17 protein-coding genes are annotated in these 17,288 nt (G+C 66.5%); 14 read left to right on the top strand and 3 right to left on the bottom strand.

Features of this window, described 5'->3' with window-relative positions; translation table 11 throughout:
• Nucleotides 1–4: 4 nt before the first annotated feature.
• Nucleotides 5–919: an NAD(P)-dependent oxidoreductase gene (locus tag ASC78_RS01480; protein ID WP_235504947.1), complete on the bottom strand. Its 915-nt coding sequence runs from the start codon at nucleotides 917–919 to the stop codon at nucleotides 5–7.
• Nucleotides 920–1,020: 101 nt separating this feature from the next.
• Here ASC78_RS01480 and ASC78_RS01475 point away from each other — a divergent pair, with 101 nt between their 5' ends.
• The 6 genes from ASC78_RS01475 to ASC78_RS01450 all read left to right on the top strand — a co-directional run bounded on the left by ASC78_RS01475 (nucleotide 1,021) and on the right by ASC78_RS01450 (nucleotide 6,372).
• Nucleotides 1,021–1,914: a LysR family transcriptional regulator gene (locus tag ASC78_RS01475; protein ID WP_055795925.1), complete on the top strand. Its 894-nt coding sequence runs from the start codon at nucleotides 1,021–1,023 to the stop codon at nucleotides 1,912–1,914.
• Nucleotides 1,915–2,180: 266 nt separating this feature from the next.
• Nucleotides 2,181–2,495 carry an NIPSNAP family protein gene (locus tag ASC78_RS01470; protein WP_055795441.1) on the top strand — a complete coding sequence of 105 codons (315 nt, stop codon included), beginning with the start codon at nucleotides 2,181–2,183 and terminating at the stop codon, nucleotides 2,493–2,495.
• Between the two features lie 9 nt (nucleotides 2,496–2,504).
• The gene (locus ASC78_RS01465; protein ID WP_055795438.1) at nucleotides 2,505–3,428 is read left to right on the top strand and encodes a VOC family protein; all 924 of its coding nucleotides are present in this window, start codon (nucleotides 2,505–2,507) and stop codon (nucleotides 3,426–3,428) included.
• Nucleotides 3,428–3,808: a YciI family protein gene (locus ASC78_RS01460; RefSeq protein ID WP_055795437.1), complete on the top strand. Its 381-nt coding sequence runs from the start codon at nucleotides 3,428–3,430 to the stop codon at nucleotides 3,806–3,808. Before ASC78_RS01465 ends, ASC78_RS01460 begins: the two co-directional genes overlap by 1 nt.
• Nucleotides 3,809–3,845: 37 nt before the next feature.
• Nucleotides 3,846–5,015: an ABC transporter substrate-binding protein gene (locus ASC78_RS01455; RefSeq protein ID WP_055795435.1), complete on the top strand. Its 1,170-nt coding sequence runs from the start codon at nucleotides 3,846–3,848 to the stop codon at nucleotides 5,013–5,015.
• A gap of 151 nt (nucleotides 5,016–5,166) precedes the next feature.
• Complete coding sequence (locus ASC78_RS01450) at nucleotides 5,167–6,372, top strand: porin (protein WP_082517366.1); 1,206 nt, start codon at nucleotides 5,167–5,169, stop codon at nucleotides 6,370–6,372.
• A 10-nt stretch (nucleotides 6,373–6,382) separates the two neighbouring features.
• Here ASC78_RS01450 and ASC78_RS01445 read toward each other — a convergent pair whose 3' ends face one another.
• Together ASC78_RS01445 and ASC78_RS01440 are read right to left on the bottom strand one after the other, a co-directional pair.
• Nucleotides 6,383–6,856, bottom strand: coding sequence for a MarR family winged helix-turn-helix transcriptional regulator (locus ASC78_RS01445; RefSeq protein WP_235504946.1), 474 nt, complete (start codon nucleotides 6,854–6,856; stop codon nucleotides 6,383–6,385).
• A 48-nt stretch (nucleotides 6,857–6,904) separates the two neighbouring features.
• Nucleotides 6,905–7,495, bottom strand: a complete 591-nt coding sequence (locus ASC78_RS01440) for a TetR/AcrR family transcriptional regulator (protein ID WP_055795431.1) — start codon at nucleotides 7,493–7,495, stop codon at nucleotides 6,905–6,907.
• Nucleotides 7,496–7,715: 220 nt separating this feature from the next.
• On the opposite strand from ASC78_RS01440, the gene ASC78_RS01435 reads away from it, so the two are divergent.
• The 8 genes from ASC78_RS01435 to ASC78_RS01400 all read left to right on the top strand — a co-directional run bounded on the left by ASC78_RS01435 (nucleotide 7,716) and on the right by ASC78_RS01400 (nucleotide 17,273).
• Complete coding sequence (locus ASC78_RS01435) at nucleotides 7,716–8,588, top strand: branched-chain amino acid ABC transporter permease (protein WP_055795429.1); 873 nt, start codon at nucleotides 7,716–7,718, stop codon at nucleotides 8,586–8,588.
• A gap of 4 nt (nucleotides 8,589–8,592) precedes the next feature.
• The gene (locus tag ASC78_RS01430; protein WP_055795427.1) at nucleotides 8,593–9,666 is read left to right on the top strand and encodes a branched-chain amino acid ABC transporter permease; all 1,074 of its coding nucleotides are present in this window, start codon (nucleotides 8,593–8,595) and stop codon (nucleotides 9,664–9,666) included.
• Nucleotides 9,667–9,734: 68 nt separating this feature from the next.
• Nucleotides 9,735–10,511, top strand: a complete 777-nt coding sequence (locus tag ASC78_RS01425) for an ABC transporter ATP-binding protein (RefSeq protein ID WP_235504945.1) — start codon at nucleotides 9,735–9,737, stop codon at nucleotides 10,509–10,511.
• 4 nt (nucleotides 10,512–10,515) lie between these two features.
• Nucleotides 10,516–11,298, top strand: a complete 783-nt coding sequence (locus ASC78_RS01420) for an ABC transporter ATP-binding protein (RefSeq protein WP_082517363.1) — start codon at nucleotides 10,516–10,518, stop codon at nucleotides 11,296–11,298.
• Nucleotides 11,299–11,313: 15 nt separating this feature from the next.
• Nucleotides 11,314–12,513: an ABC transporter substrate-binding protein gene (locus ASC78_RS01415; RefSeq protein ID WP_082517362.1), complete on the top strand. Its 1,200-nt coding sequence runs from the start codon at nucleotides 11,314–11,316 to the stop codon at nucleotides 12,511–12,513.
• Between the two features lie 5 nt (nucleotides 12,514–12,518).
• Nucleotides 12,519–14,291 (top strand): AMP-dependent synthetase/ligase, encoded by a 1,773-nt coding sequence (locus tag ASC78_RS01410; protein ID WP_162246071.1) that lies wholly within the window; start codon nucleotides 12,519–12,521, stop codon nucleotides 14,289–14,291.
• Nucleotides 14,292–14,293: 2 nt separating this feature from the next.
• Nucleotides 14,294–15,478, top strand: coding sequence for an acetyl-CoA C-acyltransferase (locus ASC78_RS01405; RefSeq protein ID WP_055795420.1), 1,185 nt, complete (start codon nucleotides 14,294–14,296; stop codon nucleotides 15,476–15,478).
• A gap of 16 nt (nucleotides 15,479–15,494) precedes the next feature.
• Nucleotides 15,495–17,273 (top strand): acyl-CoA dehydrogenase C-terminal domain-containing protein, encoded by a 1,779-nt coding sequence (locus ASC78_RS01400; RefSeq protein WP_055795419.1) that lies wholly within the window; start codon nucleotides 15,495–15,497, stop codon nucleotides 17,271–17,273.
• The last annotated feature ends 15 nt before the right edge of the window (nucleotides 17,274–17,288 follow it).

Here is a 17,288-nt window from a genome sequence, read left to right as displayed (position 1 = left end):
GAGGTCATTCGAGAGAGAAGCTGCCGCTTGGGTTGGATGGACGCGATTCGGCTTCCAGCAGCTTGATCACGGCGGCAATGTCTTCTTCGCCCATGCCGCCTTCCAGTGCCCGCAGGAAGTACGGAGCGGCGGCAGAAAAGAGAGGCGTGGCGCAACCCAGCTCACGCGCCATCCCGGCGCCGAGCCGCAGGTACTTGTGCAAGGTGTTGAACGAGCCGGGAGCGGGCGTGAAGGCCCGCGCGGCCATCAGCGGCGCGCGGATCGTGAACATGGCGGAATTGCCCGCGCCCTGGCGAATGACTTCCGCGACCCGCTCAGGCGCGAAGCCTGCGCGAACGCCCATGTTCATGGCTTCCGCGGCGGCAAGCGTATGGATAGTGACGAGCGTATTGGCGATCAGCTTCATTGCGACCGCGGAGCCGACATCGCCCAGGTGGAAATGGTGCTCCGTGATGGCATCCAGCACCGGTTTGCATTCCTGGAACAAGCCCTCGTCGCCCCCCACGTACAGGGCAGCGCGGCGCTCGACCACCATGGGAGGCGATCCGCTTACCTCGGCCTCGAGCATGCGGGCGCCGGCCTGTTGCACACGCAGCGCCTGCTGCACCTTGTAGTCCCGCGTGTAGGTGCCCATCTCGATGACGATCTTGCCGGGAGCGAGAGCCTGCAAGACACCGTCCGCGCCGTGGAGCACCGCCGCCTGCGCGTCTTCACCAGGCAGGCACAGCAACAGCACGTCGGCCGCGCGGGTCACTTCGGCCGGAGATTGCAGCGCCTCGCCGCCGGCGCGCGTGAACGCCTCGCGGTCCGTGCGTCGGAAGCCGACCACCCTGTAGCCGGCCCGCATGAGATTGACGGCAATGGGCAGGCCGAGCTGGCCGATGCCGATCATGCCGATGACGTGATGAGGTTGTAGCACCTGTGTCTCCTGGTTATGGAAGCGGATTCTGCGGTTCCGATGCGCATCAATCCAGACCGATTCGATGATTCATTCCCATAAATCACTTCTATACTTTGCGCGTGAAAGACCTGAACCTCCTCTATACCTTCGAGGCCATCTGGCGCGACCGCTCCGTGACCGGCGCGGCCGAGAGCCTCGGCCTGACCCAGGCCGCGGTGAGCGCGTCACTGAAGCGCCTGCGTGAGGAGTACGAGGACAAGCTGTTCACGCCCGTCGGCCGCAAGATGGAGCCCACACCCCTGGCGTCGGACCTGGCACCGATGCTGCTGGACGTGCTGTCCATGGTCCGCAAGACGCAGGTGGAGCGCCGGGGCTTCGAGCCGGCGACGGCAAAGCGGATGTTCACCGTGCGCACTCGCGACATCGGCGAAGCCGTGTCCTTTCCGCCGATCATGGCGGCCCTTGCACAGTGCGCGCCGGGCATCCGGCTGCGAACGGTCTTTCGAACGATCCCGGAAACCGTCAGCGGTCTGGCGGCCGGACAGATCGACTTCGCGTTGGGATTCCTGCCGTCGCTCGAAGCGGGGATCCACCGTCGCCTGATCCACACCCAGCACTACGTGTGCGTCATGCGCGCCGGGCATCCGCTCGCCGACAAGAAAATGACGTTGGAACGCTTCAGCGAAAGCGAACATCTGCTGGTGGAATACTCCGGCAGCGGCCATATCCAGCTGGAACGGGCGCTGATCGACGCGGGTGCGCGAAACCGCATCAAGATACGGCTGCCCCAGTATCTGGCGGCGCCTCACTTCGTCGTGAGTTCCGATCTCCTGTGGTCGGCCCCCGCGGTCCTTGCCGAGACGCTGGCCAAGCACTACCCGCTGGTCATCAAGCCGCTTCCCCTCGACCTGCCCAGCTTCGAGATTTTCCTGTATTGGCACGACCGCTACCACCAGGATCCCGCGAACAAGTGGATGCGCGATTTCGTCGTGCAGCAGCTGGCGCCCACCTGACGCCATCGGCCCGCTCAGCGGCGCGCGGGTCACGCCACTCCGGCTCGACGAGCCTCAAGACGGGCAGCGTTCGCCTGCGTCTTCGCTCCATGCATCGCAGCTGTGAGAGTCGCCATTCGGCTCGCTCCACAAATTGCGTTTATACGAATGAATCATCGATTCAGTATGGTTTGGTCGGTCGCTAAAACGCAGAATCCAGCCACATCAACAAGGAGACTGAGTGAGTGCATCGGCCACGCCGGCCGCACGATCTCTCCAGACTGGCCATGATCATCGAACAACGCACCTATGAACTGAAGCCCGGCTCGCTGCCTGAATTTCTCGCGGGCTACGAGGCCGAAGGACTCCCGTTGCAGCAGCAGGCGCTGGGCCGCCTCATCGGGTACTTCGTCGCCGAAGTCGGCGAGCTGAACCGCATCGTGCAGCTGTGGGGCTTCGACTCTTACGAAGACCGCGTGTCGCGGCGCGCCGCACTCTCGGCCAATCCGCAGTGGCGCAGCTTTCTCGGAAAGACAGCGGCCCTGGTGGTGCGGCAGCGCAGCGAATTGCTGACCCCGGCGAGCTTCTCGCCGATCCGCTAGGAGAGCCCCATGATCCGCTCGTTGCTGCAAGTGGGCATGACCGTTCCGGAACTCGAAGTCGGTCGAGCCTTCTACGAACTCTTCGGCCTTGAGACGCGGGTCTCGGGTGACGACCTGCTCTTCCATTGCGAAGGAAGTGCCCAGGAGCTGTTGCGCCTGATGCCCGGCGCCCGCAAGAAGTTGAGCTACGTCTCGCTCGGCACCAATGCGGCCGGCATGGACGCGCTGATGGCCAATCTCGAACGCCATGGCGTGGCCTTGGCCCCCAGCCCTTTCGGGCCGATGGCGGGCATCTGGTTTCGCGACCCGCATGGCGACTGGCTCAACGTGCAGGTGGCCGAGCCGCAGCCATCGAGCACGCAGGCGCCGGCCGAGATCAATGCGCCCGGCCGCTACCGCCGCATCGGCACGCGCGCATGCGATCCCTCCTCGCAACAGAAAAGGGCCAGACCGCGGCGCATGGGCCACCTCATCAAGTTCTCCCCCGACGTGGACAAATCGGTCGCGTTCTATACCGAGGTCCTGGGTATGAAGGTGTCCGACCGCGCGGGCGACGTTCTGGCCTTCCTGCGCGGCAGCGCGGGAGGCGACCACCACATCGTGGCCTTTGCCCAGAGCACGCACACCGGTCTGCACCACCTCAGCTTCGAGGTCGGCGACATCGACGAGATCGAAATCGGCGCGCAGACCTTGCTGCGTGCGGGCTACAAGGACGGCTTCGGGCTGGGGCGGCACGTGGGCGGCTCGAACTACTTCCACTACATCCGCGATCCGTGGAACAGCCTGGTCGAATATTTCTGGGACATCGACGTCATTCCAGAGGACGACAGCGAATGGGAAGCCTTGAACGTCACGCCGCAAGAGCTGACCGCGGTGTGGGCGGCGACACCGCCGCCGCCGGAGTTCCCCATGAACTTTGAAGAGCGCGAGTGATGGCCGCGCAAGACCAGAGCGCGCATGAGCTGCTGCGCGCCATGCTCAACAAGCCGCTCTACGTGGCGCTGCGAAAGCCGGGCGACCTGGCGCGCATGCCGCAATTGCTGGAGGCACACCTGCACTGGATGATCGCCGCGGAACGCCGCGGCGAGCTGTTCGCCTCCGGGCCTTTCACGGACGACACGAGCGCGCCCGGCTCGCTCGGCGGCCTGTCGATCGTGCGCGCCGCGTCCGCCTCGCATGCGCGGGAGCTGCTGTCGTGTGATCCCTTCGTGCAAGAGGGCGTGGTGACGATCGAGGTCAAGAAATGGCTGCTGATGGAGGGCGGCTTCTCCGTCGCCGTGCGGCTGTCGGACCAGTCCGCCCGCCTTCTCTAGCGCCGCCCCGCCAAAACCCCACCTGTGAGGAGACATCATGAACAAGACCATCAAGCACAACGCTCTCGCCCTCTGCATCGCCTTGCTGGCCTCGGCATCCCATGCCGACGTGAGAGTGGGCTTCCTCGCCACGCTGAGCGGCCCTTCGGCCGATGTCGGACGCGACCAGCTCGACGGCTTCAACCTCGCGCTCGAGCAACTGGGCGGCAAGCTCGGCGGCACCACCGCCACCCTCTTCAAGGAAGACGATCAGCAGAAGCCCGAGGTTGCGCTTGGCGCCCTTTCGAAGCTGCTCGAGAAAGAGAAGGTCGACGTGGTCACCGGCCTGACCTTCGCCAACATCATGATGGCGCTTCAAAACAAGATCGCATCGACGGACGTGCCGTTCCTCGGGTCGGTCGCCGGCGTGTCGGCTGCGGCAGGCGCGCAATGCAAGCCGAACCTTTTCGTGACCTCGTGGCAAAGCGATGTGCCCGCGGAGGCCATGGGAAAGTACCTGACGGACAAGGGCGTCAAGCGCATCAGCGTGATGACGCCGAACTTTGTCGGCGGCAAGGACAAGATCGCCGGGCTCAAGCGCTTCTACAAGGGCGAGATCGTCGACGAGCTCTACACGCCGCTGAACCAGCTGGATTTTTCCGCCGAGCTGACGCGCCTCGGCGCAGCCCGGCCCGAGGCGGTCTTCGCCTTCTATCCTGGCGGGCTCGGCGTGACCTTCGTGCGGCAGTATCAGCAGGCCGGCCTGCTCGGCAAGATCCCGCTCTATACGACCAACACCGTCGAGGGCACCTCGATGACTGCCATGGGCAGCGCCGCCGTGGGCGTCATTACCGCCGACGCCTGGTCGCCCGGCAACCCGGGGGCCGAGTCCCGCCAGTTCGTCGCAGCCTTCGAGAAGAAGTACGCACGCATGCCCTCCGCCTATGCTGCCTTCAGCTACGACGCCGCAATGGCGCTCGACGCCGCCCTTGCAAAGCTCAAGGGCGATGCCTCCAACCGCAAGGCGCTGACAAAGGCCATTGCCACGACGCCGTTCAAGTCCGTGCGCGGTGCGTTCCGCTTCGGCGCCAACAACTTCCCGGTCCAGAACTATCACGTGTTCGAAGTCGCCAAGGGCGCGGCGGGCAAGCCTGAATTCCGCTTGCTGGCGGAAAACGTCCTGCAGTCGCATGCGGACGCCTATGCATCGCAGTGCATAGCCAAGTGATTCAGCGGTCAGCCTGATCCGCTGAGCTCGCCGGCCGCAGGCGCCGGCAGTTCCCTCCCTCTTTCTTTCTCTCTTTCACACCGCAATCGATGCGAGGCATCGGTGTGGATGGCGCTCGCCCTTTTTTCGCAATAACACCTGGAGACAAACCATGAACAGACAGATCTCGAAGAAGAACTCGATCGCGGCCGCCGCAGCCTGCATGCTTGCCGCAAGCGCCTGGGCACAGTCGCCGAGCGTCAGCGGTCCCGCCACGGCGCCCGACCAGGATGCGCGGCGCGTCGAATCGGAGGCGCAATCGCGCGCCCGGGCCGCATCGGCTTCCAGCGTCTCGCTCTACGGGCTGATCGACACCGGTGTCGAGTACATCAGCAATGTCGGCCCTGGCAGCAACCGCCTGATTCGCATGCCGTCGCTGACGGGCAGCCTGCCATCCCGCTGGGGCGTGCGCGGCGTCGAGGATCTCGGCGACGGCCTGCGCGGCGTCTTCGTGCTGGAATCGGGCTTTGGACCGGACACCGGCACCTTGAATCAGGGCGGCCGCAGCTTCGGGCGGCAAGCCTTCGTGGGCCTGTCCGGAGGCTGGGGCACCGTGACGCTGGGCCGCCAGTACACGATGCTGTTCTGGTCGCTGCTGGACGCGGACGTGCTCGGGCCCAACGTCTACGGCAGCGGCTCGCTCGACGCCTACATCCCGAACGCGCGCGCCGACAACGCCATCGTCTACCGGGGTACGTTCGGCGGCTTCACGATGGGCGCCTCTTACAGCCTCGGACGCGACGTGGTGAATGCAGGGCCGAGTCCGGCGGGAACCAACTGCGCCGGCGAAAGTGCTGCCGACACCAGGGCTTGCCGCGAGTGGTCCGTGCTGCTGAAGTACGACGCCGCAAGGTGGGGCACAGCCTTTGCCGTTGACGAGATCCGCGGCGGTCCCGGGGCGTTTGCGGGCCTCGCGAGCAGTGCGCTCAAGGACCGGCGCATTTCTGCAAACGGATATGTGAAGCTGGGCGAGGGACAACTCTCCGCAGGCCTGATCCGGCGAAACAACGACGCCAGTCCCCTCACCCCCCGAAGCGACCTCTGGTATGTGGGCGGAAGCTACCCCGTGCTGCCGGCCTTGACCCTCGACGCACAGGTCTTCCGGCTCAACTACAAGAACAGCAGGAACAGCGCAACCCTTGCCGCTGTCCGCGGCACCTATCACCTGTCCAAGCGCACCGCCCTGTACGCGACGGTCGGACACATCTCCAATGACGGCAACCTTGCCTTGTCGGTGAGCTCGGGCGCGGCGGGGAGCAATCCCGTTGCGGGCGGCTCCCAGATGGGTGCCATGCTGGGGATGCGGCATTCGTTCTGAGGAGCGACATTCATTGCCCCGCCGACATGCTGCTCAAGCACTCCTCGATGAGTGCATGCAATGCACTCACGTTCCGGCTCCCGATCAATCGATGCACCCTGGCCTGAGCGGCGGTCCAGTGGGGCAGCCCCTCGTCGCACTTCCGGCGGCCGGAAGCGGTGATGCGCACGCTGCGCGTGCGCCCGTCGATGCCTGGCCCAAGCTCCAGCAAGCCGGTCGAGACCAGCGGCTTGAGGTTGCGGGTGAGCGTGGAGGGCGAGAGCGACATCGCCTCGGCCAAGTCGCACGGGCGCACCGGCCCATGCGCCAGCACTTCCGCCAGCAGCCAGTATTGCGTGGTCCTGAGGCCGGCCTTGCCGAGTTCCGCGTCGTAGTGCTGCCTGACGAGGCGGGCGAGTTGATGCGCCTGGGTGTCGGTGCAGGCGGAGCGCTGGAGACTGCCGCCTCCCACTGCGTGCGCCGCCTCAGTTGATGGTGATTGCACCGGCGCTCGTGCAGGAGTGCGGCGCCGGGGCAGCATCGGCCGCGGCTGTCAGGAGGCCTTAGACGGTTTGGCGGGGGCCTCGTCCAGCGCATGCGTCTGGTCGATGAAGCGGCGGCTGGAAGCCAGAATTTCCTTGCGGGTGCGCTCGGACTCGACCGCCCGAGACAAAACCAGTGCGCCAACGCACTGGGCAATCAGCGCCCATGCCGCATCCGGGTCGCCGATGCGCGAGCTCCAGCTCTTCTGCAAGCGCTTCAGCCCCTCCTCGACCGCCGCACGCACCTCGGGCCCCGCCCTTGCGATCTCCGGCCCCAGTGCCGGCAGGACGCAGCCGGTTTCGGGGTGCAGCGCGTGGTACGAACTCAGGTAGCTGCGCAAGCGCTTGGCGACGTGGTCGGGCGGCGAGTCGCGGTCTCCGGCCAGCATGTCGGTGCTGTTGGAGATCTCGTGTTCGAGGAGCTCGGCGAACAGCGCTTCCTTGGACGGGAAATGTCCATAGAAGGCGCCCCCGGTCAGGCCGATGCTGGCCATCAATTCATCGACGCCAGTGGTTCCGAAGCCGCCCTTCTTGGCGATCGCACGGGCATTGGCGAGCAGCTTCTTGCGGGTTTCCTCTTTGTGGGTCGTCGGATAGCGCATGAATGGGCCTCTGCAAATCGTTAGGTACCCCATCATAGCATGCCGCTCGTTTGTTAAACGAACGTACTTCTATCTAGGCCCCCCGTCACTCGACCGAGGGTTTGTCCCTGCGCCAAACCCGCTCCGGCGTGTTGACGCTGCCCGCGTTGCAAACCTATAGTTCACCATCGTTTACCAAACGATCGTTATTTAAAGACCAAAGCCAAGACCGGATGATGTGATGACGCAACTGACCCAGCTGATCGTGCAAGGCATCTCCAGCGGTGCAATCTACGGGCTCGTCGCGCTCGGCCTCGTGCTCAGCTACAAGGCGACCGAGGTTCTCAACTTCGCCCAAGGCGACGTGGTGATGCTGTCCGCGTTCCTCGGCTGGGGTCTGGTCGTCTCGGCTGGCCTTCCCTTCTGGCTCAGCTTCGTCGTCGTGCTGTGCATCTCGGCCGCGTTCTGCTTTCTGCTGGAAGCGAAGATCATGCGCAGGATCGTCGGCCGACCCCAATTCTCGGGCGTCATGCTCACCATCGGGATCGGCTTCATGATTCGCGGCGGCGTCAGCATGTTCTTCGGACCGGAGTCGCGCAGCTATCCCACGCCGTGGACGGGGCAATCCATGCAGCTCGGCGGCAGCGTGGTGGCCGAGCTCAACCTGGTGATCGTCGGCGCTGCAATGGCCGTGACGGCCCTTCTCTATTACTTTCTGCGCCGCACCACGCTTGGCATTGCCATCCACGCGACGTCGCAGAACCAGCTGGCGGCCTATCTGTGCGGGGTTCGCGTGAAGCGCCTCAATTCGCTGGTGTGGGCCATCTCCGGCGCCATCGCCGCGCTGTGCGGGCTGCTGCTCGCGCCCATCACGCTGGTCGACCTGGGCCTGTGGTTCGTCATGCTCAAGGCGCTGGCAGCCCTGGTTCTCGGCGGCTTCGGCAGCGCGCCGGGCGCCGTCATCGGCGGGCTCCTGATCGGCCTCATCGAACAGTTCGCCGGCGTCTACCTGCCCGACGGCGTCAAGGACGTGGCGCCTTACCTGGTGCTCATTGCGGTTCTCATCCTGTATCCGCGCGGGATTCTTGGCGAAAGCCACGGCCGGAGGGTCTGACACCATGGCACGCTACGAAACCGGATTCGAAGACGGCCGGCGGCTGCTGCGCGGCAAACCCGAGCGGCTCGCGTATGGCTTGCTCGCCGCGGCCCTGATTGCCGCGCCATGGGTGCTGCCGGCTTATCACATTGGCGAGGCGACGTTCATCCTCATCATGTGCGTGGCCAGCCTCGGGCTCATGATGCTTACGGGTTTCACCGGGCAGGTGTCGCTTGGCCAGTCGGCGTTCGTCGGCATCGGCGCGTACATCCACACCATCCTCTTGACCCAGGGCGTGCCGCTGCCCGTGTCGCTGCTCCTCACCACCGCGGGCGCGGCGCTCGGCGGGTTGCTCGTCGGCATGCCGGCCATTCGCGTGTCGGGGCTGCACCTGGCCATGGTCACCATGGCGTTCGCCATCGTCTGCGAGCATGTCCTCGGCCGCTGGAAGAGCGTCACCGGGGGCCACAGCGGGATGGCCGTCCCGGACCCGACCCTTTTCGGGCTCAGCCTCGGCGGTCCGCGCGCCTTCTATTTCCTTTGCCTGGTGGTGCTGGCGGTGGTCCTGCTCCTGCTGGTCAACCTGATGCGGTCCGCCACCGGCCGCGCTTTCATCGGCATCCGCGACTCCGAGGCCGCCGCGCAGGGCCTGGGCATCGACGTCGCGCGCACCAAGGTGCTGGCCTTCAGCCTTTCGGCGGCGTGCTCCGGCCTGGCCGGTGCATTGCTCTCGCACCAGATGCAGCACATCACACCGGAAGCGTTCGGTCTGGCGCTGTCGCTGCAGCTCGTGCTGATGGTGTTCATCGGCGGACTGGGGAGCCTGCGAGGAGCCGTCCTCGGCGCGATCCTGATCGGCCTCTTGCCCTCCTTCATCTCCTCGCTCAAGGAGGCGCTGCCTGCCAGGCTCGGCGCGCAGTTCGGGCTGGAGCTTTTCGTCTACGGCGCCGTGCTGACCTTCTTCGTCCTGCTCGAACCGGGCGGCCTCAACGCCCGCTGGGTCCGCATCCGCAAGGTTCTCGCCGAGTTTCCGTGGGTGCGCAAGAGCAGCGTTCACCAGACCAAGGTCTACATGAAATCGGAGCGTTACCGATGAGCGCCGCACGGCCGCCCGAAGGGGCGAAGGCCCCCTTGGGGGGCAGCGCAGTACACGAAGTGACAAGCGTGGGGGATTTATTGAACGCCGCATTCTTCGAGGTCGAGCGGCTGAGCCTGTCCTTCGGCGGTGTGAAGGCCGTGCGCGATGTGAGCTTCTCGGTCGGCGCGGGAGAGATTCTCGCGGTGATCGGTCCGAACGGCGCGGGCAAGACATCGCTCCTGAATCTCATCACGCGCGTGTTCGACGCCAGCAGCGGCAGCATCCGCTTCAACGGGCACGAGATCTCGCGCCTCGCGCGGCACGACGTGGTACGCCAGGGCATCGCGCGCACATTCCAGAACATCGAGCTGTTCGAAGGCGCGACAGTGCTGGAGAACCTGCTGCTCGGCCGCCACCGTGCGAACCACGGCAACTTCTTCTCGCAGATGTTCAATCTGCCGTCCGTGCAGCGCGCGGAAGCCCACACGCGCGAACGCGTCGAAGACGTCGTGCGCCTGCTGGACCTCGCCGCATTCCGGCATCGGCCGGTGGCGGAACTGCCCTACGGCGTGCGCAAGGTCGTCGAGCTCGGTCGCGCGCTGGCTGCGGAGCCCCAGTTGCTGCTGCTTGACGAACCGGCCTCGGGGCTCAACCCCGAGGAGACGCGCAGGCTCGCGTACTGGCTGGAAGACATTCAGACCGAACTGGGCGTCACCGTGGTCATGGTGGAACACGACATGTCGCTGGTCGCCGCCGTGGCCAATCGCGTGGTGGTGATGGACCAGGGACAGGTTCTGACCGATGGCACGCCAGCACAGGTGCAAGCCGACCCGCGCGTGATCGCGGCTTACCTGGGGACCTGATGTCATGACTTCGCTGCTCTCCGTCCGCAATCTCGAGACATGGTATGGCCCGGTGCGTGCGCTGCACGGCGTGAGCCTCGAAGTGCATGCCGCGCAGATCGTCACCGTGCTGGGCGCTAACGGCGCGGGCAAGACGACGCTGCTCAACACCATTGCAGGCGTGCTCGCGCCTTCCAACGGAACCGTCGAGTTCGAGGGCCGGTCCGTCGGCGGCAAGGACGCTGATGACGTGGCCCGGGGCGGCGTCGTGCTGGTGCCTGAAGGGCGACAGATCTTCCCGTTCCTCACCATCGCGGAGAACCTGCGCATGGGCGCGTTCGCACGCAAGGACGCGGAGATCGCGCGCGACATGGAGCAGATGTACGACTGGTTCCCGCGCCTGCGCGAACGCCAGCGCCAGCAGGCGGGCCTGCTTTCGGGCGGCGAGCAGCAGATGCTGGCGATCAGCCGCGCGCTGATGGGGCGGCCGCGCCTGCTTCTGCTCGACGAGCCGTCGCTGGGCCTCTCGCCGCTGTTCACCAAGGACATCTTCGCCATCATCAAGCGCATCCGCGAGCAGACCAGGACCGCGGTGCTGGTGGTCGAGCAGAACGCGGCAATCGCGCTGGCCACCGCCGACCACGGCTACGTCATCGAGCTGGGGCGCGTGGCCGCCGCCGGCACCTGCGAGGCCCTCTCGCAGCGCGAAGACATCAAGGAGTTTTACCTGGGTGGCGCTTCGCACCACCTGCCGCAAGGCGTCGCTGGCGGGATCCGGCCGGCGCGGCGGCGCCCTTCCTGGAACTGAGAAAAGGACCCTGCCATGACACTCAATCGCCGAACCCTCCTGAAGACAAGCCTTGCCGCCGCGGCACCGGGCGCCCTGTGGACCGCAACATCCGCGCGCGCAGCGGGTGTGGGCGACAAGGAACTCGTCCTGGGCACGCACCTGGACCTTTCCGGACCGGTGGCGGTCGGCATGCCCGTGATCCGCAACGGCATCCAGATGCGCATCGACGAGGCCAACGAGGCCGGCGGCATCAACGGCCGCAAGCTCCGGCTGGTCATCGAGGACAACGCGAGCCAGCCGTCGCAGGCAGTGCGCGCCGTGGACAAGCTGATCCGCAAGGACGAGGTCTTTGCCCTGCTCTGCCCCTTCGGCTCCGGGCCGAACGTGGCCACGGTAAAAAAGGCGGTGGATGCCGGCGTGGTCTGCTTCGCGCCTTACGCAGCCTCGGGCCTGGTGCGCCAGGCGGCCGGGCAGACGCCACTGCTTTTCACGACCAACCTGAACTACGACAGCACCACCTCGTCCGCCGTCAAGTGGGCCACCGGCAACCTGGGCAGCAAGAAGGTTGGCTTCGTCTACCAGGAAGGCCCCTTCGGCGACCTGGTCGGCAAGGGCGTGAAGGCGGCGCTCGCAGCCAAGGGCATGCCGCTCGCGGCCGAAGCCAGCTACAAGGTGGGCGATCTCGACTTCTCCTCGCACGTCGCACGCATGCAGGCCGCGGGCGTTGACCTCATCGTCTGCGCAACCACCACGCGCGAGACCATCGCGGTGGCGGCCGAAGTGAAGAAACTCGGGCTGACCGGCGTCAACGTGCTGACCGCCAGCCCGGGCCGCGCCGGCCTCACCGTCGCGCTCGGCAAGGATGCGATGGAAGGCGTATACGGCGTCGGCACTTGGCGCATTGCGACGCCCGACCAGGCCACCCCCGCCGAGAAGTCGTGGGCCGAGGCCTACCGCAAGCGGTTCAAGGCGGAGCCGGACGACGTGGCCGCAGCCTTTTACGACTACACCAGCTGGTTCCTGCAGGAACTGCGCACTGCGGGCCGCGACCTGACGACCGACAAGCTGGTCAAGGCGCTCCAGGCGTCCACCTTCAAGGGCGTGGCGTCGTACGACACGCAGCGCTTCGCCAACAACCACATCGACCCGGAATGGACGCGGGTCGAGCAGGTCGTGCAGGGCCGCTGGACTGCACGATCCAGCGTGGTCGACCCGGCCAAGAGCGCCCTGTGATCCACGTGTCGGCATCCCTGGCCGCGGACGAGGCGCGCCTCGCGACGCTGCCGCAGTTGTGGCGGCGCCGGTGCGCGGAATGGGGCGATCGGCCCGCCCTCCGGCACAAGGAGCGCGGCATCTGGCAGGGCCTGTCCTGGAGCGGCTATTTCAGCGAGGCGCGGGCCATCGGGCTCGCGATGGCCGATGCCGGGCTGCAGGCCGGCGAGGTGGTCTCGGTCCTTTCGGACAATCGGCCCCGGTGGCTGATCGTCGACATGGCCGCGCAGGCCATGAGTTTCGTATCCCACGGCATGTACCCGTGCAGCACGGCCGCGCAAGTCGGGCATGCGCTGGTCGAAGCCGGGTCGCGGGTGGTGTTCGTGGAGAACGCCGACCAACTGGTGAAGGTGCTGGCGGTACGCGACACCTGTCCCGATCTGCGCCACATCGTGGTCCTCAATACACGCGGCCTCTCGCGCTTCACGGACGCCCAGGTCAGTTCCTACGACGAATGGCTTGCGCGCGGTGCGCAAGCCGCGGCCAGGGATCCGGCGCTGTTCGACAGCCGCATCGACGCCGGTACCGGGGAGCAGATTGCATTCCTCGCGGCCACGGCGGGCAGCACCGGCCCGGCGCGGCTGGTGGCGCGGCGACAGCACGACTTCCTAAGGGAAGTGCGCGCCGTGAGTCATTGGCTGCAGCTGCGCCCCGGCGATCGGGCCCTGTCGATCATGTCGCTGGCGCACTACGGTGAACGCATGCTGGCCCAGAAGGCCATGCTCATGCACGAAACCTTGCTCCACTTGCCGGAGAACGGGTCCACGGTGTTCAACGACATGGGCGAGGTCGAGCCGCACGTCCTGTTTGCCGCCCCGCGCTTCTTCGAGAAGCTGCAAGGAACGACCGAGCTGTTCATGCAGGAAGCCGTGCCTGTCGCCCGAACCGCATACGCCTCGAGCCTTTCGGCGCGCCGGCCCGGCTGGCTGCAGCGCAGGACGCAGGCGCGCATACGCTCCGCCCTGGGTTTGCGGAACGTGCGGCTCGCCCTCGCGAGCGGCGCCTCCAGCCCCACGCAGGTGGCCGACTGGTTCGACGCCATCGGCATTCCCCTGCTCGATTGCTATGGCATGGCCGAGGCCGGCTTCTGCAGGATCGCTCCCGCCGGCCGCTCGATGGCGACTGCATCCGCGCCATTCGAGACAGGCACTCAGCTGAAGCTGGCGCCCGACGGCGAAGTGCTGGTGCGCGGCGCGATCCCGCGCCCGGACTACTGGGTGCGCGGAACACTGAGCCCTGCCGCGATCCTTGAGGACGGCTGGCTGCGCACCGGCGACCTCGGGCGTGTCGACGAACACCGCCGCGTGCACCTGCTCGGCCGCGTGCGCGCGCAGTCCATCGGCGCACGGGGCGAATCCATCAGCCCGGAGATTGCGGAAGACGCATTCCGGCTCAGTGCCTACATCGCCGATGCGATCGTCGTGCCGGCGGAAGGCGGACATTCGGCCGCGCTGCTCGCCTTGGACGAGGAGCGAATCAGGAAGCATGCGCAGCAGCAGCGCCTGCCCTTCACCGACTACGCCAGCCTGCTCGGCCTGCCCGAGATCACGGCGCTCATCGCGGCGCAAGTGGAAATTGCCAACGGGCGTCTGCCCGAGAACCATCGCGTGCGCACGATCCGGGTCATCCCGCGCTCGTTGCATCAAGGCGACGAAGAACTTACGCCCGCGCTGCGCCTGAATCGCCGCGTCGTGGCGAGCCGATACGCCAACCTGTTTACCGAACCCCTTGGAGTCTGATCATGAGAGAAGCCGTCATCGTTTCCACCGCACGCACAGGCATCGGCCGCGCGTTTCGCGGCGCATTGAATAACATCAAGTCGCCCACCCTGATGGGCCACGCCATCCAGCACGCCGTACAGCGCGCAGGCATCAATCCCGGGGAAGTGGAGGACGTGGTCATCGGCAGCGCGATGGCCGCCGGCACCGCGGGCATGAACATCGGACGCCTTGCGGCGCTCGCGGCGGGACTGCCGCAGTCGGTGCCGGGACAGACGATGGACCGGCAATGCGCCTCGGGACTGATGGCCATCGCGACGGCGGCCAAGCAGATCATCGTCGACGGCATGGACGTGACGGTGGGCGGAGGCCAGGAGAACATCTCCGCCGTGCAGAACCCCTTCGTCAAGTGGGTGGGTGAAGAGGCCGACCCGCTGCTCATCGCGCGCGTGCAGCACGCCTACATCCCGATGCTGCACACGGCCGAGATCGTGGCGAAGAAGTACGGCATCTCGCGCGAGGCGCAGGACGCCTATTCCGCGGAAGCACAACGCCGCACCGCCCTGGCGCAGGAGCGCCATCTGTTCGATGACGAGATCGTGCCGATCACTGCGCGCATGGCCGTGGCCGACAAGCAGACGGGCGCGATCAGCTACCGCGACGTGACGCTGGACCGCGATGAAGGCAATCGCCCCGACACCACGCTCGAAGGCCTTTCCAGTCTCAAGCCGGTCGTCGAAGGCGGCGTCATCACCGCAGGCAATTCGAGTCAGCTTTCGGATGGCGCATCGGCCTGCGTGCTGGTGGAGCGCGCGGTTGCCGAGCGCCGCGGGCTCAAGGCCCTGGGCACGTACCGCGGCATCGCGGTGGCCGGCCTCGCGCCCGAGGAGATGGGCATCGGCCCGGTCCTGGCCGTGCCCAAGCTGCTGAAGACCCACGGCCTCAAGGTGAGCGACATCGGCCTGTGGGAATTGAACGAGGCCTTTGCCTGCCAGGTGCTGTACTCGCGCGACCGCCTGGGCATCGACCCAGAAAAGCTGAACGTCAACGGCGGCGGCATCACGATCGGGCACCCCTACGGCATGACCGGCTCGCGGCTGGTGGGGCATGCGCTCATCGAAGGCAAGCGGCGCGGCGCGCGCTTCGTTGTCGTGACGATGTGCATCGGCGGCGGCATGGGCGCCGCGGGCCTGTTCGAAGTCGCTTGAGGCAAGGAACAGCACCATGACCTATCAAGCCCCCATGCGGGACATTCAATTCGTTCTGCACGAAGTGCTCCAGGTGCCGGCCATGCTGGAGGCCTGCGGCCAGCCGGAGCTCGATGCCGAGACCATCGACCAGGTGCTCACCGCGGCCGGCCAGTTCGCATCCGAGGTGATCGCGCCGCTCAATGGCCCGGGCGACGAGCACGGGTGCAGCATGCCCTCGCCCGGCGTGGTGCAGACCCCGCCCGGCTTCAAGAAGGCCTATGACGAGTTCACGAAGAACGGCTGGGCCGGCCTCGCGTGCAGCCCCGAGTTCGGCGGCCAGGGCTTTCCTTCGGTCGTGGCCAACGCGGTCTATGAAGTCTTCGGCGGCGCGAACATGGCGTGGTCGTCGTATCCCGGCATGTCGCATGCCACCTATGTGAACGTGGCGGCCAACGGGTCGGAGGAGCAGAAGGCGCTCTACCTGCCGAAGATCGCCTCGGGCGAGTGGGCCGGCACCATGTGCCTGACCGAGCCGAACGCCGGCACCGACCTGGGCCTGATGCGCACCCGTGCCGTGGCGCAACCCGACGGCAGCTACAGCATCACCGGCAGCAAGATCTTCATCTCGGGTGGCGAGCAGGACCTGACCGACAACATCATGCACCTGGTGCTCGCGCGCATGCCCGACGCACCACCCGGCGTGAAAGGCATCTCTCTTTTCATCGTTCCCAAGTTCATCCCCGATGCGAGCGGCGCGGCCGGCGCGCGCAATGCGGTGGTCTGCGGCTCCATCGAGCACAAGCTGGGCATCCACGGCAACTCGACCTGCACCATCAATTTCGACGGCGCCACCGGCTGGCTGCTGGGCGCGCCCAACAAGGGGCTGGCGGGCATGTTCGTGCAGATGAACCACATGCGCGTGCTGGTCGGCATGATCGCGATCGGGCTGATGGAAGCGGCCTACCAGAAGGCCCTGGCCTATGCGAAGGAGCGCCTGCAGGGCCGCGCCAGCGGCGCGCGATCGTCCAGCGAAGCGGCGGATCCGATCATCGGGCATGCCGACGTGCGCCGCATGCTGCTCACGCAGAAGGCGAACATCGAGGGCGCACGCGCATTGGCGCTGTGGACCGCACAGCTGAGCGATCTTCAGCGTCTTCATCCTGACGCGGCCAAGCGCAACGAGACGGCCGAACTGCTGGGCCTTTTGACCCCGCTCGTGAAGGCGCTGTCCAGCGACCTCGCGGTGGAGTGCACGCTGCTTGCCATGCAGGTGTTCGGCGGGCACGGCTACATCCGCGAGAACGGCGTGGAGCAGCACCTTCGGGACGTGCGCATCGTGGGCCTCTACGAGGGCACGAACGGCGTGCAGGCCATGGACCTGCTCGGGCGCAAGGTGCTGGCCGACCAGGGCCGGCAGATGGGCGTCTTCCTGGACATGGCCGACGCATTCGCCGAGACCTGCGGCCCGCGCGAGTCGATGCGCGAATTCGCGGAGCCGCTCGCCGGGCTGGTCGCCGACATCAGGCAGCTCACCCGCGAACTGGTGGACACGTCGGCGCAAGATCCGCACGCCGCAGGCGCCGCCGCTGCGCCCTATCTGCGCCTGGTCGGGCACCTGGCCCTCGCGTGGAGTTGGGCCCGCATGGCCGAGGTGGCGTTCAAGAACGCCGGCTCCACCGACCCGATCTACGCATCGAAGATCGCGACAGCCCGCTTCTACTTTGAGCGGCTGCTGCCGCAGACGGCAGCGCTGTGCGGTGAGATCCGGGCGGGATCGTCCGCTTTGATGGAACCGGCCATCGATCTTTTCTGACCACTCTTGTCGATC

Source organism: Variovorax sp. Root318D1, from assembly GCF_001424835.1.
GTDB lineage: Bacteria > Pseudomonadota > Gammaproteobacteria > Burkholderiales > Burkholderiaceae_C > Variovorax.
The sequence above is the reverse complement of the archived record's forward strand: the minus strand, read 5'-3'. Positions and strand labels throughout refer to the sequence as shown.